The organism is Pseudomonas sp. Q12-87 (assembly GCF_001269755.1).
Lineage (GTDB): Bacteria > Pseudomonadota > Gammaproteobacteria > Pseudomonadales > Pseudomonadaceae > Aquipseudomonas > Aquipseudomonas fluorescens_S.
Genome location: NZ_LHVI01000014.1, coordinates 166,898 through 193,682 on the forward strand (window position 1 = coordinate 166,898; position 26,785 = coordinate 193,682).

Genomic DNA, 26,785 nt, shown 5'->3' on the forward strand with positions numbered 1-26,785 from the left:
GCTCCAACGCCAGGCCCTCGATCCAAGCAGTCTATACCGGGGCAGGTGAATCGCCTCAGGAAGGATTGTCCAGGCTGAACTGGTCGGCCACTTCGTCGTAGGCGAACAGCTCGGCATAACGGCCCCACTGGATGACACAGTCCAGCGTATTGGCCGCGTCGTGTTCGGACATGAAGTCCTCCAATTGATCGCGAAAGCGCCTGGCCGGTGCCGTGCGTGTCGGACGGTCGTCGAGCACCTTGCGAACGTGGCTTACCAACGGAACGTACCTGAGCAGATGCTGGGCAAACAATTGCTTGCGCTCGTCAACCGTTGAGTGCGCGTAGCGTTGCCCGGCGGGCAGCAGCGTTATGTGGCCGTCCTGCATGTCGGCCAGGCGCATGAGTTGCAGCACTTCGGCGACAGGCAAGAGGTCGCTGGCGGAAAATCGCAATGCCGTCGCGAGCTCGCGCAAATCCGCCTGGCCAGCGAACGGCTGGTCCTGCACCGCCTCGATCAGCCCCGCCAGGGCATTGGTGGAGATCGACGGCAGGACCATGCCCTTGCCGCTGCCTGCAAACATGCCCTGGCGCGGCGCCCCTTCTTGCGCTCCGCCGGCCATCTGCACGTAGATATGTTCGACCAGGGCCTGGAAGGCCGGGTCCGAGCGATGGCGTGGTTGATTGAGCTCAACGGCGATTTCCTTCATGACCCGCCCGGGATTGGAGGAAAAAATCAGGATCCGGTCGCACATCAACACGGCTTCTTCAATGTTGTGGGTGACCATCAACATGGATTTGATCGGCATCCGTCCTTCGCACCACAACTCCAGCAGATCGGTGCGCAGCGTTTCGGCGGTCAAGACGTCCAGCGCTGAAAACGGCTCGTCCATCAAGATGATATCTGGAGCGACGACCAGTGCCCTTGCCAGGCCGACGCGCTGGCGCATGCCGCCCGACAATTCCTTCGGGAACGCGCTCTCGAAGCCGTCGAGGCCGATCATGTCGATGGCAGCCAAGGCCCGGCGCCGTCGCTCGGGGGCCGCCACATTCAAGGCTTCGAGGCCAATTTCGACGTTCTTCAACACGGTCAGCCAGGGGAACAGGGCGAAGCTTTGGAAGACCATGCGCACTGAACTCGAAACCCCTTGGGCGTCGGCCGGAAACTCAACCGCCCCGGTCGTGGGCGAAATCAGGCCGGCGATGGAGCGCAGCAAGGTCGACTTGCCGGAACCGGAGCGTCCCAGCAGACCGACGATTTCCCCTTCGTTCAAGCGCATGCAGACATCGTCCAGCACCACGCGCTCGGCGACCCCTGCGGTGCCATAGACATGCCCAAGTTGCTGAACATCCACCAGGCAACGTTTATCGATTACTTGCATCGGATCACCCTCAATCTATTCGAAGCCGGCGTTCGGCAAACCTGTAAAGCGGGCGCCACAGCAGCCGGTTGAAGCCCACCACGAAAATCGACATGACCGAGACGCCCAGTGCCACGCGTTGCAGATCCCCGGCCGAGGTGGCCTGGGCGATATAGGAGCCCAGGCCGGACGCGTACAGATGGTCATTTCCCCAGGAAACCGCCTCGGCGACGATGCTGGCGTTCCACGAGCCGCCGGCTGCTGTGAGAGCGCCGGTGACGTAGTAGGGGAATACGCCCGGCAGCGCGACCTGGCGCCACCATTGCCAACCGCGCACGTGGAAACAGCGTGCGGCTTCGCGCAGATCGGTGGGCAGTGCGCTGGCGCCGGCGATGACGTTGAACAGGATGTACCACTGGGTGCCCAGCACCATCAGTGGCGACAACCAGATATCGGGGTCGAGCTTCAGCGCCACGATGGCGATCACCGCAAACGGGAACAGGACGTTGGCGGGGAAGGCTGCCAGCAGCTGCGCAACGGGCTGCAAGCGCTCGGCCCAACGCGGGTTCAAACCGATCCAGACGCCGATGGGCACCCACAGCACGCTGGCAAGGACCGTCAGCACGGCGACTCGCAGCAAAGTGGCAAGGCCCAGCCCCAACGTGCTGGCTACCTCTTCCAGGCCCAAAGTGCTGCCGATGAAACGCGACAATTGCAGGATGCCGGCCATGCACGCGGCGACGACCAGGGCGATCCAGGCCACGTCGGCTGCACGACTGATGCGGGCGTTGGTCTTGAAGCGGATTGACGGTAATCGGGGGAGTTTCTCCAGGAATAACGCGGCCTTGAGGTTGTCCAGCGCGAGTAATGCCAAGGGCACCAGCCGAGCTGAGCGCAGCAGGTCATAGACCCTGGACCGTGGGCGTTTCTGGGAGGCGGTTTGTTCGAAGCGGAATTTGTCCGCCCAGGCGACGATTGGCCGGAAAAACAACAGGTCATAAATGACGATCACCCCAGCCATGGCCAGCACGGCCCACGCGATGGCGGCGATGTCCTTGCGTTCGATCGCCAGGGCCAGCCATGAACCGATGCCCGGCAGGCTCACGGTGGTGTCGCCCACCGTGATGGCCTCGGCGGCGACCACGAAGAACCAGCCGCCCGACATCGACATCATCATGTTCCACACCAGGCCCGGCGTGGCGAAAGGCAACTCGAGCCTGACGAAGCGCTGCCATGGCGAAAACGCGAACTGCCGGCTGACTTCATAGAGATCGTGGGGCACGGTGCGCAGCGATTGATAGACGCTGAAGGTCATGTTCCAGACCTGGCTGGTGAAAATGGCGAAGATGGCCGCGCATTCCACGCCGGTTTCCTTGCCGGGGAACAAAGCCATGAAAAACACAACGGTGAAGGTGAGAAATCCCAGTACCGGCACGGACTGGAGAATATCCAGCGCGGGCAGGATCACGATGGCTGCCTTGCGGCTTTTTGCAGCCAGCGTCGCGACGACCAGAGAGAAAAAAAACGATGCGAACAGGGCGATGAACATCCGCAATGTGGTGCGCAGCGTATATTCCGGCAGGTGGGCCAGATCAAGCGACAGAGGCGATGCCTCAAGGGCGGCGAGCGGCTGGCTCATCTGATCCAGGCCATGGAATATGAACGTAGCCAGGCACACCAGCAGGCTCAACAGCACGATATCGGCCCAGCCGCAATGGATGGGGACTGTCCTGTCCTTTACGCGAGCCAATGCCGGTGTCGGGAATGAAGGACGCATGGGTCACCTCTGTCTACCTGTTCAAAAACCAGGACTGCGACCTCGCCGGCGGCCATCGGGATTCATTGATTCGAAGCGCATCTGGTCTGCGGCGTTGGATGCCGGGCAAGGTTAAGCGGTGTTCCGGTTGATGGCCACGCTGCGTTGGCACATGAAAATATACGTTGGTATATCCGTTGCGTCGGACACGAGGTATTTGTCTGATCCGTATTTTCCTGCGCCAGGTGCATCTGTAATGAACGCCATCTCCAGCCCAGAATAAACACGCGGTTCGCCTGGCAGACGACCCGTGTACTGCAATTTTTTGTCCCAGGAGTGCTTATGGCGAAGATGGCGATTTTTCTAGGTGGTTTTTTGGCCCTGACCCTGCTGATTGGCGTGCTGGCGACGATCTCACCCACATAGGCACGGGGGATTGGGTTGGTTTGAGGGAAGGATGTGCTGGTTATTTGTGCAAAATCACCTGGGCAATGTCTTGCAACCCCATGACCCGTTGGGCCGCGTTGAGTTTGATGGCTTCCTTGGGCATGCCGAAGACCACGCAGCTGGCTTCGTCCTGGGCCACGGTGCTGCCGCCGGCGTCGAGCATTTCCTTCAGGCCGCGGGCGCCGTCGTCGCCCATGCCGGTCATGATGATGCCGGTGGCGTTGCGGCCGGCGAATTTGGCGACTGAGCGAAACAACACATCCACCGAAGGGCGATGGCGATTGACCAAGGGGCCGTCCACCACTTGCACGTGATAAAACGCGCCGCTGCGGGTCACCATCATGTGTTTGCCGCCCGGTGCGATGAGCGCCAGGCCCGGGTGGATGCGATCGTTGTTGCGGGCCTCGCGCACTTCGATCTGGCAGAGGCTGTTGAGGCGCGCAGCGAACGATGCGGTGAATTTTTCCGGCATGTGCTGGACGATGACGATGCCTGGGCATACCCGTGGCAGGGCGGTGAGTACCGCTTCCAAGGCCTGGGTGCCGCCGGTGGATGTGCCCAGGGCGACGATGCGCTCGGTGGTTTGCGCCATGGCGTGGCCGTTGGCGGCCGGCAGCATCGCGTCGGCAGTCAGTTTGGTGGCTGGCATCAGCGGCGGCGGGGCGGGGCGCTTGCCGAGGTTGCGGACGTTGACCTGGGCCGCCGCCCGGATTGCCGAGACCAGTTCCGGTGCCGATTCCAATAAGAAATTCTTCAGCCCGGTGGTTGGCTTGGTGATGATTTCCACCGCCCCGGCGGCCATCGCCTGCAAGGTGGTTTCCGCGCCCTTGGGCGTCAGGGACGAACAGATCACCACCGGCGTCGGACGCTCGCTCATGATTTTTTTCAGGAAGGTGATGCCATCCATGCGCGGCATCTCCACGTCCAGCACGATGACATCGGGCCATTCCTTCGCCAATTTATCCATCGCGAAGATCGGGTCGGAGGCTGCGCCGATGACATGGATGTCCGGCGTGTCACTGAGGATCGCCAGCAATACTTGGCGGACCACGGCGGAGTCGTCCACCAGCAATACGTTTATCTTTTTCCCTGGCATGGTTAATGGCGAGTCCTTATCGGTTGATGCCTGACCCATACATCGCCAGTGCAAAGGTCGAAAACAATAGTCCGGTGGCCAGTGCTGCCCATGTCATGGGCGATCAGGTCCAGGTGATAGAGAGCGGCCATTTCCAGCGCCGCGTTGACGTTCAAGCGCGCCACGTCGCCGAAGGGCACATGGCGCTGCAGCTCAGGGAACATCTCACCGCCGCCGAACAACTTGAGCTGGTAGTCCTCGGGCTCGGTGTCGTGGGCGTGTGCCTGGCGGATGAACAGTTCGATGGCCTCGTCGGCGTACAAACCGTTCAATGCGGTGGAACAGCGCACCCGGCTGGGCAACATGAAATGGCACATGCCGCCAATCCTGCGCTGCGGGTGCCAGAGAGTGATTGCGACGCAGGAACCGAGAATCGTGCGCATGCGGGTCGGGGAGGTCGCGAAGCGAAACTCCCCCGGCTTCAGATACGCCTCGGGCACTTCTTTTATCGCGGCGTTCATGGCTTGCGGTAGATCGACGGGGCGACCAGTTTCAACGCATCGGACACCCCGTTGAGGCTTTCCGAATGGCTGACGATGAAATACCCGCCGGACTTGAGCCGCGGGATCAGCCGGGCGACCACTTTGCTTTTGGTCGGCTGGTCGAAATAGATCATCACGTTGCGCAGGAAAATCACATCGAACTCGCCCAACTCAGGCAGGGTTTCGTTGAGGTTGACCTGGATGAAGTTGACCCGGTTGCGCAGCGCCCGGTCGATCAAGAGTGTGCCTTGTTGGCTTCCGGTGCCCTTGAGGCAATATTTCACCAGCAACTGATGGGGCAGGTTGCGGGCGCGTTCCATCGGATAATGCCCGGAACGGGCCTTGGCCAGGACCTGGGTGCTGATGTCCGAGCCGATGACTTCCCAAGGCGTAGTGCCGAGGCTTTCGGCCAGGGTCATGGCAAGGCTGTAGGGCTCCTCTCCAGACGAACTGGCCGCGCTCCACAGGCGAAAGGTCTTGCCCGGCGTCGCGTGGGGCAGCACATGTTCGCGCAAAAAATCGAAGTGCTTGGGCTCGCGGAAAAAATAGGTCTCGTTAGTGGTGAGCAGGTCCAGCGCCACCTGCAACTCATCGGTGCGCTGGCCGTTCATGATCAGCTTGAAATAATCGCCGTAGCTGTCCAGCTCATAGTGCTTGAGGCGCTTGAACAGGCGCCCGGCCACCAGGGCTTTCTTGGCCGGCGACAGGTTGATACCGGCGGCCTGGTACAGCCAGGATTGAAACTGGTTGAACTCCCGGTCGGTGAGGGCCATTGAGTTCACCGTGCGTTCCCTGCAAATGTCTGTGCTCATGATCCGGGCGCTTCCAGCGCGGCGGGGCTGGCCTGGGCGAGTTCGGACATCTCGTCGATGGACAGCACGCGATCCACCTCCAGGACAATGACGAACTTGCCGTCGACCTTGGCCATGCCGCTGATGAAATCGGCGCGGATCTTCGCTCCGAAACTTGGTGGCGGCTCAATCTGCGAAGCCGGAATTTCCAGCACTGCCGACACCGTATCCACCAGCAGGCCAATGTCCTGGGCCTGTCCGTCAACGCTGGCGGCTTCGATGATTACCACGCAACTGCGGCGGCTGATGGCGGAATTTGGCCGGCCAAAACGGGCCGACAAATCCACCACCGGCACCACCGCGCCGCGCAGATTGATGACCCCGCGCACGAAGGCCGGCATCATCGGCACGACGGTTAGGTTGCCGTATTCGATGATTTCCTTGATGCACAGGATGCCGATGGCAAACATCTCCGTGCCGAGCATGAACGTCAGGTACTGCGCTTCTTCCTCGACCGCGCTGGCCGTTTGACGTGTGGTCGCGATGGCGCCCATTGCCTTTTCTCCTTTAAGCAAGCCTGTGGAACCGGGCTATCAGAACCGGGTGAATTCCGACTCGTCCGGCGCGCTAGCCATGTTGTAGGCGAACGCCTTGGGCATCACCGGTGCAGGTGCCCGGGCCGTTTTGCGGCTGGACGGACCGGGCGTGTTATCCGCCCTGGAAACCTGAACGGCGGATTTCGACGGCGAGTCCAGGGTGAAGAAGCTCATGGCCTGCTGCAGCTGTTCGGCCTGGCTGCTCATCTCCTCGGCGGTGGCGGCGAGCTCCTCGCTGCTGGAGGCGTTTTGCTGGGTCACCTGGTTGAGCTGGGTCATCGCCGTGTTGATCTGCGCCACACCGGCGGCCTGTTCCTCGGAAGCGGCACTGATTTCCTGCACCAGGTCCGAAGTCTTGTTGATCGATGGGACCATCTCATTGAGCAGATGTCCGGCCTTTTCGGCCATGTCGACACTGCTGGAGGACAGTTCGCCAATTTCCTGGGCCGCCACCTGGCTGCGTTCGGCCAGTTTGCGCACCTCGGCGGCGACCACCGCGAAGCCTTTGCCATGTTCTCCGGCGCGGGCCGCTTCGATGGCCGCGTTGAGCGCCAGCAGGTTGGTCTGGTAGGCGATGTCGTCGATGATGCTGATGCGCTGGGCGATTTTCTTCATCGCCACCACGGTCTGCTGCACCGATTCGCCGCCGTCGGTGGCTTCCTTGGCCGCCTTGCTCGCCATGCCATCGGTGACCTTGGCGTTCTCGGTGTTCTGGTTGATGCTGGCGCTCATCTGCTCGATGGACGCGCTGGTTTCCTCGACACTGGCAGCTTGTTCGCTGGTGGCCTGGCTCATCGATTGTGCGGTGGCGCTGACTTCTTCGGAGGCGCTGGCCAGGTTATCCGCCGCGTTACGCACTTCACCGATGATGTGCGACAGCTTGCCCACCATGTTTTGCATGGCGTTGAGCACCATGCCGGTTTCATCCTTGGAGCCGGCTTCGATCTTCGCGTTCAGGTTGCCTTCGGCCAGTTGCTCGGCCACGGCGGCGGCTTGTTTCAATGGGCGCGAAATAATTCGCGAGATGAACAGTGCCAGGGCCAGCCCCACCAACAGCGCGACCACCAGCGCGGCGATGATCGACAGGCGCGCGTTTTCGAACAGCGTTGCGCCGCGCTCGCTGGCCGCGGCGGCCCCGGTATCGTTGAGCTCTACCAGCTTCTGCAAGTCGGCGGTCACCAGATCGAATTGACGCTTGGACTCGCCCTTGAGTAGCGCATGGGCCTGCTCGGTCAGGTTCTGCCGGGACAGCGCAAGCAGGTCCTTACTGATCGCCAGGTAAGCGACCCAGTCCTTTCGGGCAGCTTCGAACAACTGGCGATCTTCTGCGTTGGAGAGCAGTTTTTCATAGGTGTCCAGACGTGTTTCGAAGGCTTTCCTGGCCTCTGCGGCTTCCTGTTCGAGCGTGCTGCGCTCCTGGTCTGAGTCGGCGGCGATGTGGCGGTTTTCTTTCAGGCGATAGCTCGCCCCGAAGAAACGCATGCCCGACGCCGCACGCATGGAAGGCATCCAGTTTTCGCGAATTTCAACAGTGGTGCCGTTCACCTGGCCCAGCTGGATGATCGAGAACACGCCCATGACGGCAGTGAGCGCCAGCACCACCAGGAACGAGGTGATCAGTTTGGTGGCGATTCTAAGATCGTAGAACCATTTCATTGGGGAATACCTCTCCATGGAGTTGCTAAAGCGTCAGCGAGCAGTGGCGTGTTGTGATGGGTTTGAGGTGTAGCGGTTTTCTATCTGTGCGATTTGGGTCAGCAGTGCCGGCACGTCGAGGATCAATGCCACGGCGCCGCTGCCCAAGATGGTCGAGCCGCTGATGCCGCGCAGTGCGCCGAACAGCTTGCCCAAGGGCTTGATTACGGTTTGGAATTCACCGAGCAGGTCATCGACGACCAGGCCGGCCTTGAGTTCGGCGTAGCGCACTACCACCACGTTTTGCCGGCGCGAAGCCGGGCCTTCGTGGTGGAAGTGATCGCGCAGGTACACCAGCGGCAGCACTTCGCCGCGCAAGTCGAGGTAGCCTTGTTCGCGGCTGGCGACGCCATCGTCTTCGCTCAGTTCGATGCACTCCTGGACCATGTCCAGTGGAATCACATAGGTGGATTGGCCGATGCCGACCAAGAACCCATTGATGATGGCCAAGGTCAGGGGCAAGCGGATGCGCACCACGGTCCCTTTGCCCGGTTGGCTGTCCAGGTCGACGGTGCCGCGCAGCAGCGTGATATTGCGCTTGACCACGTCCATGCCCACGCCACGGCCAGAAAGGTTGGTGACGGCCTGGGCGGTAGAAAAACCGGCTTCGAAGATCAGGTTGTAGATCTCCTGGTCGGTCAGGTTCGCACCCGGTGCGATCAGCCCGCGTTCCTGGGCTTTTTCGACAATGCGGTCGCGATTGAGGCCGGCGCCGTCATCGGCGATTTCCAGCACGATACTGCCCGAGTCGTGGTAGGCATTGAGGTGCAGGTGTCCCTTGGCCGGTTTGCCTGCCGCCAGCCGCGCCTCGGCGGTTTCGATGCCGTGGTCCATGGCGTTGCGCAGCAAATGCATGAGCGGGTCGCCGATTTTTTCCACCACGGTTTTGTCCAGCTCGGTTTCCGCACCGCTGATGATCAGGTCGATGTCCTTGCCCAATTCCTGGCTGACATCGCGCACCACCCGACGGAAGCGGTTGAAGGTTTCACCAATGGGGATCATGCGCAGGCGCAGGGCGCCATCGAGGATTTCCTCCACCAGGCCGGACACCGACGAGGCCGCTTCTTGCAGTGGGTCGTTCTGGCAGGTGCGTGCGAGCAAGCTGGCACCGGCGCTGGCGATCACCAGTTCGCCGACCAGATTGATCAGTTCGTCGAGCTTGTCGGCGTTGACCCGTACATACGCTCCGTCCCTGGCTTTGCCTTCGCTGGCCACTGCCTGTTTGTCAGACGTGACCTGGGCCGGCAGGCGAGGGGTCTTGCGCTGGTCCGGCAACAGTTCGCCGGTGGTGACCAGGGCGGTGCTTTCGTCAGCCTGTGCCTGCGCCGTCGCGACCAGGTCGGTGCTCGCTTGGGGCTCGGCGTCTTGTGCGGCAACGATGTCGATCACGCAATCCTCGCGGACAAAATCGAAGACCTCGTTGATCGCCCCATGGCTGGCATTCGAGCGAAACTCGATGTCGAAGCCCAGGTAGCAGGACTCGGCGTCCCAAGCGTCGATGGTCGGCATCGCTTCGGTGTTGGTGTCGATGCGGACGATCTCACCCAGCGTCTGCAGATAACGCAGGAACGACAACGGGTCCATGCCGTTGCGGAACACGTCCAGGCCAAAACGCAGGGAAATGTGCCAAAGGCTCGCTTCGCCGGGTGCGTCCGTTTCGGTTTCCTGCACCGGTTCTGGTTCGGTTGCGGCTGGGGGCGCCTGGTATTCCTGGAGAATCTGGCACAGCTCTTTTTCCCGGGCCAGGGCAGGGGGCTGCAACGTCGCGCCTTTATTGGCGACGACGTCGATCAGCTCAAGCATGTGGTCGCCGGACTTGAGCAGTACCGCGATCAGGCCCGGGTCCACCGCAACGCTGCCTTCGCGCAGGCGATCGAGCACGTCTTCGACGATGTGGGTGAAGCTGACGATCGGTTCCAGGCCAAACAGCCCGGCCGAGCCCTTGATCGTATGGGCCGCCCGGAAGATCGCGCCGATGGCGTCATCGTCGCTCGGGTCGGTTTCCAGTTGCAGCAGCGATTCCTCCATCGCTTGCAGCTGTTCCCGTGCCTCGACGATGAAGGTTTGTTGTGCCTGATCGAGATTGATGCTCACGCTCATATCCTTGTCGTATCCGACGTGTCTCTAGGCAACCAGGTTGCACAGAGCGAGTGTTTCCGTAACGGCTTTGCTTTGGCCGGTCACTGTCAGTTGGGTGCCGGCCTTGGGGGCCTCGCGCTGAATCATCAGCAGCAATTGCAAGCCGGCGCCATCCATCTCGGTGACCTGCGACAGATCCAGCGCCATATGTGGCGTCGCGCCCAGTCGTGGCAGCCATTGCGCGGACAGATCGGCAGCGGTGTAGATCGTCAGTTCACCGTCGATCTGCACTTGGGCCATGTCGCCGTTTGTTTCGTACAGCAGTGGCATTGAAGCCTCCGGCCATCAAGGAAGAATCAGCTTGGATACCGCCGCCAGCATCTGCGCCGGTTGGAATGGCTTGACCACCCAGGCCTTGGCGCCTGCGGCCTGGCCTTCCTGCTTCTTCGATTCCTGGGATTCGGTGGTCAGCATGATGATCGGCGTGAACTTGTAGCTGGCCAGTTTCTTGACCTCCTTGACGAAGGTGATGCCGTCCATGTTCGGCATGTTCACGTCACTGATGATCAGGTGCACTTTCTGGCCGTTGAGCTTGCCCAAGGCGTCCTTGCCATCGCTGGCCTCGATCACGTCATAGCCGGCACTTTTCAACGCGATGCCGACGACCTGCCGAACGCTCGCGGAGTCGTCGACAACCAATACATTTTTAGCCATGAATGGCGCTCCTAAAAGAAGGTTATTTCCTGTGAATCCTGTTGCGCGGCCGAGCTGCCGTGGTGATTACGGCGTTGCTCGTCGGTGGCGTAGGTGGTTTCCATGCGCGCCAGCCATTGGCGGGCGTCGATGGAGGGCGCCTGTTCGGGCGACTGGCTGGCCTGCTGCACATGCACATGCAGGTCTTCGATGTTGTCGCGCACATGGCTGAGGATCTGGCTGACCCGATCCTGGAATTGAAGACTGACCAGCACTTCGGTGAGTTCGTCGCGAATGCCGAAGCTTTCCCGCTGCAGCAGGTCGGCCGAGTCGGCCAAGCGCCCGGTGACGCTCTTGAAACGTTCGAGCACGCGCTGGATGCTGCCCTCGGACACGACCACTGATTGGCTGTCCTGGTCGGCGCCGCTGGAGGCGGCCTGGACCAACTGGGTGATAGAGGTGTTGATGACGTCGACCTTGGCTGACATCTGTTGGCCAGTCTCGCTGGACTTGCTCGACAGCGCGCGCACCGCATCGGCCACCACCGCGAAACCGCGCCCCGCTTCGCCCGCCCGGGCGGCTTCGATGGCGGCGTTAAGGGCCAACAGGTTGGTCTGCGCGGCAATCGCTGCGACATCGGCAGCCATGGTCCGCAATTCGCCGGTGTAGGCGGTGAGGTTGCGCACTTGGGCCAGGGTTTCGTCGCGGCTGGCTTGGGTGGACTTCAAGGAGTCGATGACCTTCACCAGTTCGCCTTCGCTTTGCGCCAGCACTTGAACGGCTCCGCCGCTGCTGCTGCCCGCCAACTCTCCAGCGGCCAGTTGCGAGGCTTGCACCGTCTCTTCAAGGCGAGAGGAAATACCAGTGAAACGGCTGGTCAGCGAGACGATCGCGGTTTCAGTCTGCTGGCGTGAGCTCTCCACTTGCTTGGCCCAGATCGGCATGGCGCCGAGGATCACTTCGTTGAGCTGAGCACTGGCTTGTTGCTGAATGCTGTTGGCGGCTTGCAGAGCGTGCTGGGCATCGGTCGCTGCAATGATACCTTCAAGTTGGCGGCCTTGAGACCGCGCGCCGATAACGCCGACAGCTAAACCAAGGATCACCAGCAGCACACTCAAACCGATGTTTTGCCCGCTCGTGCCGTTCAGCGTCAGCGTGCCAATGCTGGCGACAATCGCCACAGCTACGGGGTGCCAAAGGAGTGGCGAGGTTTTTGCGGTAAAAGAATGACCGGGGGAATACGGCGTCATGGTTCGGTCCCTGAACAGGTATTGCTGAAGAGTTATTTGCTAATGCCAAGTTATCTGCTGTAGCTACCCGGACTTTATGACCGGCTGTCAGTTCCCCGGCGCCAGCGGCTTGTCGCTGGCCATGTGCCATTATCCTATGATGCCACTGGTAAATTGTCGAGACTAGTCCAAGAAAATGAAATCGGATGAGCAAATGCGTGGCGAAGGGATTAAATCACTCGCCACAGGGAGGGTTTGAGCTAGATTAACGGCAGCCGAATTTTGAACCTGCCATCAGAGCCCACATGCCCACCCAGCCTCTTTGGAAAACCTACCTCCTGTTCCTGACACCCATGGTCCTGTCCAACTTCCTGCAGTCCATGTCCGGTACGTTCAACAGCATCTATATCGGCCAAATGCTCGGTACCCAGGCGCTGGCGGCGGTGTCGGGGATGTTTCCCATCGTGTTTTTCTTCCTCGCCCTGGTGATCGGGCTGGGCGCGGGAGCCGGGGTGTTGATCGGGCAGGCCTATGGCGCGGGGGAAACCGGTACGGTGAAGGCTGTTGCCGGTTCGACACTGTTGCTGGGGGCGATCATCGGGCTGGTGGCGGCGGTGCTCGGCAGCGTCTTTGCGCGCCAGGCGTTGCAAGGGCTGGGCACGCCGGCCGATGTGCTGGAGGACGCCGTTTCGTATGCCCGGGTCATGATGTGGATCTTGCCGATCCTCTTGGTGTTCGTGGTGTTTACCCAATTGTTGCGCGGCGTGAGCGATACGCTGTCGCCGCTGCTCGCGTTGCTGGTGTCCACCAGCATCGGATTGATGCTCACGCCTGCGTTGATTCGTGGCTGGCTGGGGTTGCCGCAAATGGGCATCCAGAGCGCGGCATTCGCAGGGTTGGTGGGGACTTCGTCGGCCATGCTCTTGCTCGCGTGGCGCTTGAACCGTCGCGAGCATGCCTTGGCGCCGGACCGCGCCCTGTTCGCAGCGATGCGCCTGGACCGGGTCATCCTCGGCAAGGTGCTGCGCATCGGCCTGCCCACGGGGTTGCAGATGGTGGTGATCTCCCTGTCGGAGCTGGTGATCCTGGCACTGGTCAACCGCCACGGCTCCCAAGCCACGGCGGCCTATGGCGCGGTGACGCAGATCGTCAATTACGTGCAATTTCCGGCGCTGTCGATCGCCATCACCGCCTCGATCCTCGGCGCCCAGGCAATTGGTGCCGGACGCCTGGAGCGCCTGGGGCCGATTCTGCGTACGGGGCTGCTGATCAATGTCTGGCTCACGGGTGGGCTGGTGGTGCTGGGGTACTTGTTGTCTCACTGGCTGTTGGGGCTATTCATCACCGACCCGGTGGCGCGGGTCCAGGCCGAACACCTGCTGCATATCATGCTCTGGAGCCTGCTGGTGTTCGGCTTCCAGGCAATCGTCGGCGGCATCATGCGCGCCAGCGGCACAGTGCTGGTGCCGGTGGCGATCTCGATCTTTTGCATTGTCGCTGTGGAAGTGCCGGCGGCGTACCTGCTGGATGCGCATTTCGGTCTGCAAGGGGTGTGGATGGCGTTTCCCGTGGCGTACCTGAGCATGCTGTTGTTGCAGACCCTGTATTACAAACGGGTCTGGCAGCACCAGGCGATCGAGCGACTGGTGTAGATGACCCATGTTAAGTAGCCGGGGTATTTTGGGCCTGGCATAAAAACCTGTGGGTGTACGCGGCATTTGCGCAAGGCACCGGACCCTGTGGGAGCGGGCTTGCCCGCGAAGACGGCAGCACATCCACCATCACTTCAAGCTGACCCACCGCATTCGCGAGCAAGCTCGCTCCCACAGTGGATCGCGGGTGTACACGGCATTTGCGCAAGGCACCGGACCCTGTGGGAGCGGGCTTGCCCGCGAAGACGGCAGCACATCCACCATCACTTCAAGCTGACCCAGCGCATTCGCGAGCAAGCTCACTCCCACAGTGGATCGCGGGTATACGCGGCATTTGAGTAAGGCACTGGACCCTGTGGGAGCGGGCTTGCCCGCGAAGACGGCGGCACATCCACCATCACTTCAAGCTGACCCAGCGCATTCGCGAGCAAGCTCACTCCCACAGTGGATCGCGGGTATACGCGGCATTTGCGTAAGGCACCGGACCCTGTGGGAGCGGGCTTGCCCGCGAAGACGGCGGCACATTCACCATCACTTCAAGCTGACCCAGCGCATTCGCGAGCAAGCTCACTCCCACAGTGGATCGCGGGTATACGCGGCATTTGCGTAAGGCACCGGACCCTGTGGGAGCGGGCTTGCCCGCGAAGACGGCGGCACATTCACCATCACTTCAAGCTGACCCAGCGCATTCGCGAGCAAGCTCACTCCCACAGTGGATCGCGGGTATACGCGGCATTTGCGCAAGGCACCGGACCCTGTGGGAGCGGGCTTGCCCGCGAAGACGGCGGCACATTCACCATCACTTCAAGCTGACCCAGCGCATTCGCGAGCAAGCTCACTCCCACAGTGGATCGCGGGTATACGCGGCATTTGCGTAAGGCACCGGACCCTGTGGGAGCGGGCTTGCCCGCGAAGACGGCGGCACATCCACCATCACTTCAAGCTGACCCAGCGCATTCGCGAGCAAGCTCGGTCCCACATGAGATCTGAGTATGCCGAGGTATGGTGGCTGGCATGCAAACCCGTGGAGGCGCATGGCGGTGATACAGTGGCCGTCATTCGCCACGCCTTCACGAGGATCCGATGCCTGCCACAATCCCCTCCGACACTGGTTACCGCGCCTTCCTCTTCGACATGGACGGCACATTGCTCAATTCCATCGCCGCTGCCGAGCGGATCTGGACTCGCTGGGCCCTGCGCCACGGCGTGGATGTGGCGACGTTCCTGCCGACGATCCATGGCGTGCGGGCCATCGACACCATCGCCCGCCAGCGCTTGCCGGGCGTCGATGCCAGGGCCGAGGCCGAGCAGATTACCCGGGAGGAAATCGAAGACGTCGAAGGTGTGGTGCAGGTGCCCGGCGCCTCACAGTTCCTGAAAAGCCTGCCGCCGGATCGCTGGGCAATCGTCACCTCGGCTCCCTTGGCATTGGCCTTGCGCCGTATGGAAGCGGCCGGCATTGCGCGTCCGCACGTGATGATCACCGCCGAAGATGTCAGCGAAGGCAAGCCTGATCCCGCGTGCTATCGCCTGGCCGCCGAGCGGTTGCAAGTGCCACCGCAAACATGCCTGGTCTTCGAAGACGCTCACGCGGGCATCCAGGCTGGCGAGGCGGCGGAAGCGGACGTGATCGTGGTGACGGCGACACATACCCATCCGCTGGCCAGCATCCATCCGCTGATCGAGGATTACCGAGGCCTGGCGGTGGACATGGTCGAAGGTGGACTGATGCGCCTGGGCATGGCTCGATAACCCCTACGCGCTTCACGAGGCTGCCCGTGACAAACGCACGCCAGGCGCCCGGCAAAAAAAACCGGCGAAACCGAGGTTGCGCCGGTGGTGTTGCCAGTGGCGGTGCGGACATTCGTGGGGCCGCACCGCCACCGTAGAACCCTCTGCGACTAGGCCCGTTCCAGCGCCAGTGCGACGCCTTGACCGCCGCCAATGCACAAGGTCGCGAGGCCTTTCTTGGCATCGCGCTTGATCATTTCATGCAGCAACGACACCAGTACGCGACAGCCCGACGCGCCAATAGGGTGCCCCAGGGCGATGGCGCCGCCGTTGACGTTGACCTTGGCCATGTCCCATTGCAGCTCCCGGGTCACGGCCAGGGACTGGGCGGCGAAGGCTTCGTTGGCTTCGATCAGGTCCAGTTGATCCAATGACCAGCCGGCCTTGTCCAGGCAACGCCGGGTCGCCGAGACCGGGCCGATGCCCATGATCGCCGGATCGACGCCAGCATTGGCATAGGCGCTGATCTTGGCCAGCACCGGCAGGCCCAGGGCCTTGGCTTTTTCGGCGCTCATCAGCACAACGGCGGCAGCACCGTCGTTGAGCGACGAAGCATTGCCGGCAGTGACGCTGCCGTCCTTCTTGAACGCCGGTTTGAGCTTGCCCAGGGATTCGGCGGTGGTGCCGGCGCGTGGCTGTTCGTCAGTGGCGAAGGCGACGGGATCGCCTTTGCGCTGGGGAATCAGGATCGGCGTGATCTCGTCGGCGAACCGACCGCCCTCGATGGCGGCGACGGCTTTCTGCTGGGACGAGGCGGCAAAGGCATCCTGTTCTTCGCGGCTGATGCCGTACTTGTCCACCAGGTTCTCGGCGGTGATGCCCATGTGGTAATCGTTGAAGGCATCCCACAGGCCGTCGGTGATCATGCTGTCGATCACCTTCGCGTGGCCCATGCGCAGGCCGGTGCGGGCGGCCGGCAGCACGTAGGGCGCCAGACTCATGTTTTCCATGCCACCGGCAATGATGACGTCAGCATCGCCACAGCGAATCGCCTGGGCGCCGAGGTGCAGGGCCTTGAGGCCCGAACCGCAGACCTTGTTCAGGGTCAGCGCTGGCACTGCGTGCGGCAGGCCCGCCAGGATCGACGCCTGGCGTGCCGGGTTTTGCCCGGAGCCTGCGGTCAGCACCTGGCCAAGAATCACTTCGTCGACTTGCTCGCCGGCAAGGCCGGTCTGTTCCAGCAGGCGACGAATCACCGCTGCACCGAGTTCCGGGGCGGGAATGGAAGCCAGCGCACCCTGGAAACTGCCGATGGCGGTACGGGTGGCGGCGACAATCACGACTTCTTGCATCGAATCTCTCCTCACTGGGCAGCGAACTGCATTTCAGGGACGTGGTCCGGCACGATCAACTTGCCAGCGGTCTTGGCGACGATTTCCTCGACGCTGACGCCCGGGGCCCGTTCTTTCAGGATGAAGGCGCCGTCCTGGATTTCCAGGTACGCAAGGTCGGTCAGCACGCGCTTGATGCAACCGGCACCGGTCAGCGGCAGGCTGCAGCGGGGCAGCAGTTTCGACTCGCCGTCCTTGGACGCATGGGTCATGGTGACGATGATGTTCTCGGCGCCGGCCACCAGGTCCATCGCGCCGCCCATGCCTTTGACCAGTTTGCCGGGGATCATCCACGAGGCAATGTTGCCTTCGACGTCCACTTCGAACGCGCCGAGCACGGTCAGGTCGATGTGGCCGCCGCGGATCATGGCAAACGATTCGGCCGAAGAGAAGATCGAGGCGCCGATGCGCGCGGTGACGGTCTGCTTGCCGGCGTTGATCATGTCGGCGTCGACTTCGGCTTCGGTGGGGAACGCGCCCATGCCGAGCAAGCCGTTCTCCGATTGCAGCATAACTTCCATGCCTTCGGGGATGTAGTTGGCGACCAGGGTCGGAATGCCGATGCCCAGGTTCACGTAATAGCCGTCCTGCATTTCGCGGGCGACGCGTTGAGCCATTTGTTCGCGGGAAAGTGCCATGGTGTTATTCCTTCATTCGGGCCGGGGGCAGGGGATCACTTACGCACGGTGCGCTGTTCGATGCGCTTTTCGAACGTGCCGCAAATGACCCGGTCGACGTAGATGCCGGGGGTGTGGATCTGCGTCGGGTCCAGCTCGCCGGGTTCGACGATTTCTTCGACTTCCACCACGGTGATCTTGCCCGCCGTAGCGGCCAGCGGATTGAAGTTTTGCGCGGTATGGCGGTAGACCACGTTGCCGAAATGGTCGGCTTTCCAGCCCTTGACGATGGCGAAGTCGCCGGTGATGGATTCTTCCATCAGGTACTGGCGGCCATGGAATTCACGCACTTCCTTGCCCTCGGCCACCGGCGTGCCGACGCCCGTGGCGGTGAAGAATGCCGGGATGCCTGCGCCACCGGCGCGCATTTTTTCAGCGAGGGTGCCTTGGGGGGTGAGCACGACTTCGATTTCGCCGCTGAGCAGTTGCTTCTCGAAGAGGGCGTTTTCACCGACATAGGAGGCCACCACCTTGCGAATCTGCCGGTCTTCCAGCAACACGCCGAGGCCGAAACCGTCGACGCCGCAGTTGTTGGACACCACGGTGAGGTCGCGGATGCCCTTGCGCTTGATCTCGGCGATCAGGTTTTCCGGGATGCCGCAAAGGCCGAAGCCGCCGGCGATGACGGTCATGCCGTCCTTCAAGCCTTCGAGCGCTTCTTCATAAGAACTCACGCGTTTGTCGAAACCTGCCATAGACACCTCTTTTATTCTTGATGGGGTCGCAATGAAATGCAGTGTTGCGCCAAGTCATATATTTGTTAAGTTGATTTTTAGGTTGGATTGATTGATTAATCTCATTAATGAGTGACAGCCACTTGCCGCTCAAAATTTACCGCTTGCCGCTGGGAGCACAGCGACCATGACCCTCAAGCAAATCCGTGCCTTCCTCGCCGTGGCCCAGAGCCTGAGCTTTGCCGTCGCGTGCGAGCGACTGCATTTGTCCCAGTCGGCCCTGAGCTTGACGATCAAGGCGCTGGAAGAAGGCCTGGGCGGGCGCTTGTTCAGCCGCAACACCCGCAACGTGGCGCTGACACCCGAAGGCGAATCCTTGCTGCCGCTGGCCCGCCGACTGATTGCCGATTGGGACAACGCCGAGGATGAAATGCGCCAGCGCTTCACCTTGCAGCGTGGTCGCGTGACGTTGGCGGCGATGCCTTCGTTCGCCGGCAACCTGCTGCCACCCATCCTCAAGACCTTCCGCGCCCGCTATCCGAATGTCAACGTCACGGTGAACGACGTGATCAACGAGCAGGTGCTGGAGATGGTGCGTGACCGGCATGTCGAGTTGGGCGTAGCGTTCGAGCCGATGCAGAGTTCTTCACTGGCCTTCACCCCGCTGTATCTGGATCGCTTCGTCGCGGTGGTGCCGCTGGATTCACCGTTGGCCCGGGTCAGCGAGATCAAATGGCAGGCCTTGCTGGAGCAGCCGTTCATCACCCTGCAACGGCCGTCCACCGTCCGGGTGATGCTGGAAGAGCATTTGCAGGCACGGGGCATGAAACTGCCGGTGGAATTCGAAAGCCACCAGTTGGCGACGGTCGGGCGAATGGTCGCCAGTGGGCTGGGCGTGAGCGCGGTGCCGGCGCTGTGTGTCGGGCAAATGCATGAGCTGGGCGCGCGTTGCATCACCTTGAGCGACCCGGTGATCGAACGGGCCATTGGCGTGCTGACCAAGCCCGGGTATGAATTGTCGGCGGCCGCGCAGGCGTTGTTCGATACGATCAAGGGGCAGGAGTTGGGTGCGCAGCTGGCCGCGAGTTGACCCCGGCCACTGTGGGAGCGGGCTTGCTCGCGAAAGCGGTGTATCAGTCGACAGCAGTATTGAATCTTCCATCGTCTTCGCGAGCAAGCCCGCTCCCACAAAGGGTCCGGGCGTTGCTAAAACGGGTGCTGTGTCAGCAACGGCAACAACCACTCGCAAGGCTCTTCCAGTTTCAAGTCCAGCAACTCGTCGGCCCGGGTCTTGCCCCGGTTGATCGCCAACAGTGGCTTGCCCTGGTCCTTGATCGCCTTGCAGAGCCGAAACGCCGAATAAGCCATCAGCGACGAGCCCACCACCAGCAGGCCATCTGCTTGCCGGACGGCTTCAGTGGCGCGGGTCGCAGTGGCGGGAGCGACATTTTCACCAAAGAACACCACGTCGGGTTTCAAGCGCTCACCGTCGCAATGGGGGCAGCGGGGTACCTGGAAGCGCGCCTCGAACGCCGAGTCCAGCAGGGTGTCGCCGTCGGGCGCCTGCACGGCGTCGACACCGGCCAGGTAAGGATTCTGCGCTTCCATCAACAACTGGATCTGCTGCCGCTCGCTGCGCTGCTCGCAATCCAGGCACAGCACGCGGTGCAGGCTGCCGTGGAGTTCAATGACGTCCTGGCTGCCGGCCTGGTCGTGCAGCGTGTCGACATTCTGGGTAATCAACCCGCTGATGCGCTGCTGTGCCTGCAACTCGGCCAAGGCTTCATGGGCCACGTTTGGCCGGGCCTGCCTCACCCGTGGCCAGCCCAGCATCGCCCGCGCCCAATAGCGTCGACGGGACTCGGTCTGGGCGAGGAATTCCTGGTACATCATCGGCTGGCGCCCCCGACGCACGCCCTCACTGTCGCGGTAGTCGGGAATGCCCGAGGGGGTGCTGATGCCGGCGCCGGTGAGCACCAGGAATCGGCGCCCGGCCATATGCTCCAGCAGCCGATCGAGCGGTTCGAAGTGAAGGTCGTCGGGCATGGCATGTCTCCGTTGGCCTGGAGCCGTTGAGGTTAGCATTCCCATCGACCAGTGAAACGATGGCGGCGCCTTTCGTCGCCCTGGAAGGTGGTTCCGCCAAACTTTCCTCAGCGCCGCGATATCCATTTTTATGTGCGGTATTTCCATCATTGTCGCGCTGCGGTGCGGTGGCGACCTCTCGCAAGGAGAACGAAATGGCAACGCCTAAAGAGAACCTCTTGGACTGGCTCAACGACGCCCATGCCATGGAGCAGCAAGCGGAGAAAATGCTCAAGGCCCAGGCCGAACGCCTGGAGCACTACCCCGTACTCAAGGCCCGGATCGAGCAGCATATCGAGGAAACACTCGGGCAGCAGAAGCTGGTGGACCAGTGCATCCAGCGCTTGGGTGGCAGCACCTCGATGATCAAGGACATGGCCGGAAAACTCATGGCTTTCGGCCAAGCCATGGGCGGCATGATGATGACCGACGAAGTGGTCAAGGGCGCGATGAGCGGCTACGTGTTCGAGAACCTGGAAATCGCTTCTTATACGGTGCTGATCGAGGCCGCCAAAGTGGCCGGTGACGTGGAAACGCAACGGGCCTGCGAACAGATCCTGCCGCAGGAAATCGCCATGGCTGATTGGTTGCGCGAACACTTGCCGGAAATCACCCAGGCCTTCCTGGAACGTTCCGCCAACCCGCATACCGAAGCCAAGCGCTAAAGGGCCCGTGTGGCCGGTTACGCCTGTAGCCGGCCAGCAGCCTTCACGAGGAGAGGCATGAATAAAACCACCGGTGAAGTACGCGCCATCAATCGCCAGAGCGGCCTGGTCGGCGTGCTCGTGGCAGATGCGGGCGGCCATACCGTTTTCGAATTGCGTTCGGTCAATGACATCAGCGTCGGGGACGTCATGGAGTGGGACTGCGGGACAGCGCTCGGCACACAGGTCTACCGCAACCTGACCAAGGGCTGGGCCGCCGATGTTTATGTCGAAAACCATGGCGTCGCGGCGGCGAATCTGGAAGTTCAATTACTGGTGGGGTCTTGAAGAGACACCGGACAACGCAGGAGGACGAGCATGAACGAGTTACGTTGCGGCTGCCCGGATTGCCACTGCAAGGTAGATCCGGAGCGCGTATTCAATCACGACGGCGAAGCCTATTGCAGCCAGGCCTGTGCCGAGCAGCACCCCAACGGCGAGCCCTGTCCGGCGCCGGATTGCCATTGTGAGCGCAGCGGCAAGGTCGGTGGGCGGGACATTACCAACAATCAACTGGACGAGGCCCTGGAAGAAACCTTTCCAGCCAGTGACCCGATTTCTCCCTGATTTTTCGCTTGAATCCGGGCATTGGCAGCAGCGTGCCCGGACACCGCAAGCCGGTCAGTGCGGTGGTGCAAGACAACACCGGCAGCCCGCGAGTTTTGGCTTCCTGGAACGGCGCGAGGCCAGGGTGACGAGACCGGTGCAAAGGGGTGCCGGCGCCATCCGGTCTTTGGCGGACGGCGTGGAAAGACACGCACTGTTCAAATAATTAATGGCGCGCCGCTTGGGCGATAGCGGGTTGTAATAGATCCAACTAGTGCATTTGAAAGTGAACTTCATCGTTACGACCGTTCGTCGTGGTATGCGCGCCTTTTTTCAAACCTTGGGCGGGACAGGTTTTCTCAATAAGACGAGCCAATGCGGTTCGCTAACAGCAACTAACGAGGTGAATGAAATGGCTAACACAGGCAATAACAACCCTGGCAATTTCGCTAACGATCGTGAGAAAGCATCGGAAGCGGGCAAGAAAGGCGGCCAGGCTTCGGGCGGCAACTTCGCCAACGATCCAGAACGCGCAGCCGAAGCAGGACGCAAGGGCGGTCACGTCTCGGGTGGTAATTTTGCCAACGACCCGGAACGTGCCGCAGAAGCCGGCCGCAAAGGCGGCCAAGCCTCGGGCGGCAACTTTGCCAATGACCCTGAACGCGCCTCGGAAGCTGGCAAGAAGGGCGGCCAGGCGTCGGGTGGCAATTTCGCCAATGACCGGGAAAAGGCCTCCGAAGCAGGCAAGAAAGGTGGTGAAAACAGCCACGGTGGCGGTCGCAAGTCGTAACGTCCCGAGGCTGCAGGTCCCGCGTTAATAGCGCGGGACCTGTACTGTATTCCTTTTCAAACACAACAGGTTTTCGCTTGTTGCGTATTCAATGACGCGGCGATATAGACGGCGACTTAATTGCAGTTTGCCGTTCGTCTTGTTTGTTGAATAAAAACCAAATTATCAACCGTATAACTTCTTCAGAGTCTTGTGGGCCTGTCGTTGGCAGTGTCCGCGTGTCTTATTGCTGATCGAGGAGTTCAATCATGTTTCTACATAATAAACGACTGCAATACACCGTGCGTGTCGCTGAACCCAATCCTGGGCTTGCCAACCTGTTGCTCGAACAATTCGGGGGCGCCCAAGGTGAATTGGCGGCGGCGTCACGTTACTTTACGCAGGCGCTGTCCGAGGACGATCCAGGCCGCAAGGATTTACTGATGGACATTGCCACCGAAGAGCTCAGCCACTTGGAGGTGATCGGTTCGATCATCGTCATGCTGAACAAAGGCGCCAAGGGCAAGATGGCCGAGGGCGTCGAGCAGGAAGGCCAGCTGTACCGGGACATCAATGGGGCCGGAAACGACTCGCACATCACCAGCGTTTTGTACGGTGCCGGTTCGCCGCTGACTAACTCGGCCGGTGTGCCCTGGACCGCCGCGTACATCGACACCATCGGTGAACCCACAGCGGACATGCGCTCAAACATCGCCGCCGAGGCTCGGGCGAAAATCGTGTATGAGCGGCTGATGAACGTGACCGATGATCCAGGCGTCAAGGAGGCACTGGGCTTTCTGATGACCCGCGAAATCGCCCACCAACTGTCCTTTGAAAAAGCTTTGCATGCGATCCAGCCGAATTTCCCTCAAGGTAAATTGCCAGGCATGCCGGAGTTCACCCATGTGTACTTCAATATGTCCCAGGGCGAGCCGACCGTTCGCGGTCCGTGGAACCAGGGCGACGATTGGGAGTTCGTCGAGAACCCAACCCCTGCGGTGGATGGCGGCGACGGAATGGCCAGCGTACAGTTGAGTGAAGCAGATGAAGCGTTGCTGATGGACATGAAGGCGCGGACGATGTCCAACCCTGAAAGCGATCCCACCACGGGCGCCGACTTGGGTTCGGGGATGCAAATTGACAAACTGTAAAGAAAGGCGAGGGGGGCGACTCCTCGCCTGAATTTTCGTCGGGTCGTTCCCATTTTCATGGTAACGATCGGATAAGCCATGGTTAGACAGTAAGGACATTCGATGGACCAGCCCACCTCCCGAATCCGCTCGCCCTGGCGCACCTGGCTGGGCCCCGTGCAAAACAATCTGTTGCTGGGGGTGAGCTTCTGGCTGGGCTTGGCAGTGGTCGCGGCGCTGCTGCTGTATAGCGGCTACAACGCATTGGTCGGTGCTGACCGGCACAACTTGGGCTACGCGATCCTGGGCGGCACGTCCGGTTTCGTCGCCACTGCCCTGGGTGCGGTCATGGCAGTGGTGTTGCGGGATATCTCGTCGCGGACCCAGGACATCATGCTGGGTTTCGCCGCCGGGATGATGCTGGCCGCCAGTTCCTTCTCGCTGATCCTGCCAGGCATCGAAGCGGCGCAGATCATCTGTGGTAACCAACTGCTCGCCGCGTTTGTCGTGGTGGTCGGCCTGGGGTTGGGCGTGGCCCTGATGATCGGCCTCGACCGTTTCGTGCCGCACGAACATGAGCTGAGCGGCCGACGAGGCCCCCAGGCCGAGCGCATCAATCGCGTCTGGTTGTTCGTGCTTGCGATCACCTTGCACAACCTGCCGGAGGGCATGGCCATCGGTGTGAGTTTCGCCGACGGCGATTTCAAGGTGGGCTTGCCCCTGACCACCGCCATTGCCATCCAGGACATTCCCGAAGGCCTCGCCATTGCCATGGCGTTGCGGGTCACCGGCATCAGCACCTTGCGTGCCGCGCTGATTGCGGTGGGCTCGGGCCTGATGGAACCGCTGGGCTCGGTGATCGGCCTGGGCATGTCGTCGGGCGTGGCCGTCGCGTACCCCATCAGCCTGGGGCTGGCGGCGGGGGCGATGATCTTCGTGGTGTCCCACGAAGTGATTCCCGAGACCCACCGCAACGGCCACGAAACCCCGGCCACGCTGGGGCTGATGATGGGGTTTGCCGTCATGATGTTCCTCGATACGGCGTTGGGTTGAGGAAGGCCTCGACCGTTTCGGAACCTGCTTATATGCGCCCCTCGGGCAGGCTTTTGCGTGCCCAAGCGGCGCTCGATACCGCACAGCGTCCCACCGCAAAACTCGTTTGAACTCCCCCCTGTCACCCTCCGTCATCTGTTCTGAGAGACACGTATTGGGCATCACTGCGGTGGTTGCTCGTTATTGAGTTTTCATCACGGAGGCGATGGACAGACATGACTATCCCGGACAACAACCCCGAACGGCAAAGCGGTACATCGAACCAGGCGCGACCCGAAGAACACGTGGACGCTATCAAGGAAGATGTGAACGAGGCCATTGGCAGCGCCCGCGAAAAAGCCGACGCGCAATTTAGTCAGTACCGCGACACGGCGGCGGATCAGATCGACGCACTGGCCCGTGGCGCCAAATCGGCGATGTCGGAGCTCGAAGACAACGACACCCTTGGCCTGTCGCATTACCTGGCGGACATGGCCGATCGCATGACAGGCCTGGCCAGCACCTTGCGCAACAAGAGCGCCGAACAGCTGCTGCACGAAGGTTCGCGCCTGGCCCGGGACAACCCAGCGCTGTTCCTGGCAGGCAGCGTGGCGGTAGGCTTCGGCTTGTCGCGGTTCCTCAAGGCCGGCAGTTCGCCGGTTGCCAGCGATGGTGAAGACCCTGCGCAAGGGCATTCGACACCACCCCAGGGTGGTTTCGCCGCGGACCGGCCGTTCGACCCCATTCCCGATCCCATCGGCCCAGGCGCCGGTACCGCCAGTGGGCTTGCCACCGGCATTACCCCCACGTCACCCAATGTCCAGGACCATCCCAGTGACGCCGCCACCGGCTCGTTGCCCGGTTCGGCCAATAGCAAAGGAGCGTTGTAATGAACCGACAAGACCCTGATTTCCAGCGTCCCGCCGCAACTTCCGTGACCGACAACGATGCGTCGGTGGCGGGGCTGTTGAAGCAGTTGAGCCGCGAAGTCCCTTCGCTGTTTACCAAGGAACTGGCGCTGGCCAAGGCCGAGATCCAGGCAAGCGTCAATACCCTCAAGGCGGGCGTCGCCGGTGTCGCGGGCGGAGCGATCGTTCTATTGGCGGGTTTTGTCATCCTGTTGATGGCGGTGGTCTACGGCTTGAGCACCATGATGCAACCCTGGCTGGCGGCGCTGATCGTCGGCGCGGTGACGATGATCATCGGGTTCGTCATGGTGCAGTCGGGCAAAAAACAATTCGAACCCTCGCACTTCAAGCCTGACCGAACCCTCGATGCGTTGAACAAAGACCAGGAAGCCCTGCGGAGGAAAGCCTCATGAAGGATGAATTCAAAACCGAATCCCAGAAGAGCCCGGAAACCATCGAGCGTGAAATCGACGAGCAACGGGATCACATTAGCCATATCGTCGATGCCCTGGGCAGCAAGTTCACGCCGGGGCAGATGCTCGATCAGGCCATGAGCCTGATGCAGGGTAACGGCGCGGCTTTCTTCAGCAACCTGGGCACCAGCGTGCGCAACAACCCGGTGCCCACGGTGCTCACTACCGTGGGCCTTTGCTGGTTGATGCTGGGCCAGAACCATCCCCCACGCGTCGGCTACCGTGTCGGTCCGGACCAGGCGTCCAGCGGTTGGAGCGAGGGGCTTTCAGGTGGCCTGGACAGCGCCAAGGAACATCTGCACAGCACCAGCGATTCGTTGCGAGAAGGTTTTCACCATCTCAAGGACAAGGCATCGCACTTGGCCGATGACCTGGGGGCAGGGGCTCGTCATGCCCGGCACAGCGCTCACGAAAGGCGCGAGCGCATGTCCCATTACTCCCAAGAGTCGGGCGCGCAATTGAGCCGTCTGCTCAAGGAGCAACCCTTGATGATGGCGGCTGCCGGGATCGCCCTGGGCGCCATGCTCGGCGCCGCACTGCCCAGCACGTCCACGGAGCAGCGGGTGATGGGCAAGACCAGTGCCGGCATGGCTGACAAAGCCAAACGGACGGCGCGTGAGGGGTACGAGGCGGCGCGCGATACGGTGAGCCGGACCACCAGCCACCGTGATGACACGGCGCCCACGGCACCCAATGGCCAGGCGCGCTCCGGCACTGACCTGTCGGAGGGGCTCGGCACCTCATAGGCGAGGGCCCGACGGGCCGGCGCAG

Annotated in this window: 26 protein-coding genes and 1 pseudogene; 12 read left to right on the forward strand and 15 right to left on the reverse strand. The window is 61.6% G+C overall.

The genetic code is table 11. The features are described 5' to 3' along the window. Positions 1 to 55: 55 nt before the first annotated feature. The 11 genes and pseudogenes from AD663_RS09940 to AD663_RS09990 all read right to left on the reverse strand — a co-directional run. Complete coding sequence (locus AD663_RS09940; protein WP_053213641.1) at positions 56 to 1,360, reverse strand: AAA-associated domain-containing protein; 1,305 nt, start codon at positions 1,358 to 1,360, stop codon at positions 56 to 58. A gap of 10 nt (positions 1,361 to 1,370) precedes the next feature. Then, complete coding sequence (locus AD663_RS09945) at positions 1,371 to 3,116, reverse strand: ABC transporter permease subunit (protein WP_083455123.1); 1,746 nt, start codon at positions 3,114 to 3,116, stop codon at positions 1,371 to 1,373. 445 nt (positions 3,117 to 3,561) lie between these two features. Continuing rightward, positions 3,562 to 4,638 (reverse strand): chemotaxis response regulator protein-glutamate methylesterase, encoded by a 1,077-nt coding sequence (locus tag AD663_RS09950; protein ID WP_003180332.1) that lies wholly within the window; start codon positions 4,636 to 4,638, stop codon positions 3,562 to 3,564. Between the two features lie 2 nt (positions 4,639 to 4,640). Further along, complete coding sequence (cheD, locus tag AD663_RS09955; protein WP_003180333.1) at positions 4,641 to 5,138, reverse strand: chemoreceptor glutamine deamidase CheD; 498 nt, start codon at positions 5,136 to 5,138, stop codon at positions 4,641 to 4,643. Further along, positions 5,135 to 5,971: a protein-glutamate O-methyltransferase CheR gene (locus AD663_RS09960; protein ID WP_003180334.1), complete on the reverse strand. Its 837-nt coding sequence runs from the start codon at positions 5,969 to 5,971 to the stop codon at positions 5,135 to 5,137. The genes cheD and AD663_RS09960 overlap by 4 nt, the downstream gene beginning before the upstream one ends. Beyond that, a complete protein-coding gene (locus AD663_RS09965; RefSeq protein ID WP_003180335.1) occupies positions 5,968 to 6,504 on the reverse strand; it encodes a chemotaxis protein CheW in 537 nt (178 codons plus the stop codon). Before AD663_RS09965 ends, AD663_RS09960 begins: the two co-directional genes overlap by 4 nt. A 39-nt stretch (positions 6,505 to 6,543) precedes the next feature. After that, positions 6,544 to 8,202, reverse strand: a complete 1,659-nt coding sequence (locus AD663_RS09970; RefSeq protein ID WP_003180336.1) for a methyl-accepting chemotaxis protein — start codon at positions 8,200 to 8,202, stop codon at positions 6,544 to 6,546. Positions 8,203 to 8,235: 33 nt separating this feature from the next. Beyond that, complete coding sequence (locus tag AD663_RS09975) at positions 8,236 to 10,335, reverse strand: chemotaxis protein CheA (protein WP_003180339.1); 2,100 nt, start codon at positions 10,333 to 10,335, stop codon at positions 8,236 to 8,238. A gap of 30 nt (positions 10,336 to 10,365) precedes the next feature. Further along, positions 10,366 to 10,650, reverse strand: coding sequence for a lipid asymmetry maintenance protein MlaB (locus AD663_RS09980; RefSeq protein WP_003180340.1), 285 nt, complete (start codon positions 10,648 to 10,650; stop codon positions 10,366 to 10,368). A 15-nt stretch (positions 10,651 to 10,665) separates the two neighbouring features. After that, on the reverse strand, positions 10,666 to 11,034 hold the full coding sequence (locus tag AD663_RS09985; RefSeq protein ID WP_003180343.1) for a response regulator: 369 nt from the start codon (positions 11,032 to 11,034) through the stop codon (positions 10,666 to 10,668). 11 nt (positions 11,035 to 11,045) lie between these two features. Continuing rightward, positions 11,046 to 11,990: pseudogene (locus tag AD663_RS09990) on the reverse strand (methyl-accepting chemotaxis protein); the annotation flags it as partial. A 557-nt stretch (positions 11,991 to 12,547) separates the two neighbouring features. Here AD663_RS09990 and AD663_RS09995 point away from each other — a divergent pair. After that, a complete protein-coding gene (locus tag AD663_RS09995) occupies positions 12,548 to 13,894 on the forward strand; it encodes an MATE family efflux transporter (RefSeq protein ID WP_053213642.1) in 1,347 nt (448 codons plus the stop codon). Between the two features lie 1,083 nt (positions 13,895 to 14,977). Beyond that, a complete protein-coding gene (locus AD663_RS10000; protein ID WP_003180348.1) occupies positions 14,978 to 15,646 on the forward strand; it encodes an HAD family hydrolase in 669 nt (222 codons plus the stop codon). A 149-nt stretch (positions 15,647 to 15,795) separates the two neighbouring features. Here the strand turns inward: AD663_RS10000 and AD663_RS10005 are convergent, their stop codons facing one another. Genes AD663_RS10005 through AD663_RS10015 form a run of 3 tightly spaced genes read right to left on the reverse strand, consistent with a single transcriptional unit; the run spans position 15,796 to position 18,388 of the window. Then, positions 15,796 to 16,977 carry an acetyl-CoA C-acetyltransferase gene (locus tag AD663_RS10005; protein ID WP_053213643.1) on the reverse strand — a complete coding sequence of 394 codons (1,182 nt, stop codon included), beginning with the start codon at positions 16,975 to 16,977 and terminating at the stop codon, positions 15,796 to 15,798. Between the two features lie 11 nt (positions 16,978 to 16,988). Continuing rightward, entirely contained in the window at positions 16,989 to 17,654 is a 666-nt protein-coding gene (locus AD663_RS10010; protein WP_003180355.1) for a CoA transferase subunit B, read from the reverse strand. A 35-nt stretch (positions 17,655 to 17,689) separates the two neighbouring features. Continuing rightward, complete coding sequence (locus AD663_RS10015) at positions 17,690 to 18,388, reverse strand: CoA transferase subunit A (RefSeq protein WP_003180356.1); 699 nt, start codon at positions 18,386 to 18,388, stop codon at positions 17,690 to 17,692. A gap of 166 nt (positions 18,389 to 18,554) precedes the next feature. Between AD663_RS10015 and AD663_RS10020 the strand changes: the two genes are divergently transcribed. Beyond that, on the forward strand, positions 18,555 to 19,457 hold the full coding sequence (locus AD663_RS10020; protein ID WP_053213644.1) for a LysR family transcriptional regulator: 903 nt from the start codon (positions 18,555 to 18,557) through the stop codon (positions 19,455 to 19,457). Positions 19,458 to 19,573: 116 nt separating this feature from the next. Here the strand turns inward: AD663_RS10020 and AD663_RS10025 are convergent, their stop codons facing one another. Continuing rightward, the gene (locus AD663_RS10025) at positions 19,574 to 20,413 is read right to left on the reverse strand and encodes an NAD-dependent protein deacetylase (protein ID WP_053213645.1); all 840 of its coding nucleotides are present in this window, start codon (positions 20,411 to 20,413) and stop codon (positions 19,574 to 19,576) included. Positions 20,414 to 20,607: 194 nt separating this feature from the next. Between AD663_RS10025 and AD663_RS10030 the strand changes: the two genes are divergently transcribed. From AD663_RS10030 to AD663_RS10070, 9 genes are all read left to right on the forward strand, one after another. Continuing rightward, positions 20,608 to 21,117 (forward strand): ferritin-like domain-containing protein, encoded by a 510-nt coding sequence (locus tag AD663_RS10030; protein ID WP_003180364.1) that lies wholly within the window; start codon positions 20,608 to 20,610, stop codon positions 21,115 to 21,117. 57 nt (positions 21,118 to 21,174) lie between these two features. Continuing rightward, positions 21,175 to 21,444, forward strand: coding sequence for a hypothetical protein (locus AD663_RS10035; RefSeq protein WP_003180366.1), 270 nt, complete (start codon positions 21,175 to 21,177; stop codon positions 21,442 to 21,444). A gap of 30 nt (positions 21,445 to 21,474) precedes the next feature. Further along, complete coding sequence (locus AD663_RS10040) at positions 21,475 to 21,723, forward strand: metallothionein (RefSeq protein WP_003180368.1); 249 nt, start codon at positions 21,475 to 21,477, stop codon at positions 21,721 to 21,723. A 391-nt stretch (positions 21,724 to 22,114) separates the two neighbouring features. Then, on the forward strand, positions 22,115 to 22,492 hold the full coding sequence (locus AD663_RS10045; protein ID WP_033045972.1) for a general stress protein: 378 nt from the start codon (positions 22,115 to 22,117) through the stop codon (positions 22,490 to 22,492). 248 nt (positions 22,493 to 22,740) lie between these two features. Continuing rightward, the gene (locus tag AD663_RS10050) at positions 22,741 to 23,622 is read left to right on the forward strand and encodes a manganese catalase family protein (RefSeq protein ID WP_003180373.1); all 882 of its coding nucleotides are present in this window, start codon (positions 22,741 to 22,743) and stop codon (positions 23,620 to 23,622) included. A gap of 102 nt (positions 23,623 to 23,724) precedes the next feature. After that, a complete protein-coding gene (locus AD663_RS10055) occupies positions 23,725 to 24,654 on the forward strand; it encodes a ZIP family metal transporter (protein WP_003180375.1) in 930 nt (309 codons plus the stop codon). A 215-nt stretch (positions 24,655 to 24,869) separates the two neighbouring features. Beyond that, positions 24,870 to 25,523, forward strand: coding sequence for a hypothetical protein (locus tag AD663_RS10060; RefSeq protein ID WP_053213646.1), 654 nt, complete (start codon positions 24,870 to 24,872; stop codon positions 25,521 to 25,523). Continuing rightward, complete coding sequence (locus tag AD663_RS10065) at positions 25,523 to 25,954, forward strand: phage holin family protein (protein WP_003180379.1); 432 nt, start codon at positions 25,523 to 25,525, stop codon at positions 25,952 to 25,954. Before AD663_RS10060 ends, AD663_RS10065 begins: the two co-directional genes overlap by 1 nt. Further along, a complete protein-coding gene (locus AD663_RS10070; RefSeq protein ID WP_003180380.1) occupies positions 25,951 to 26,760 on the forward strand; it encodes a DUF3618 domain-containing protein in 810 nt (269 codons plus the stop codon). The genes AD663_RS10065 and AD663_RS10070 overlap by 4 nt, the downstream gene beginning before the upstream one ends. Positions 26,761 to 26,785: the final 25 nt, after the last annotated feature.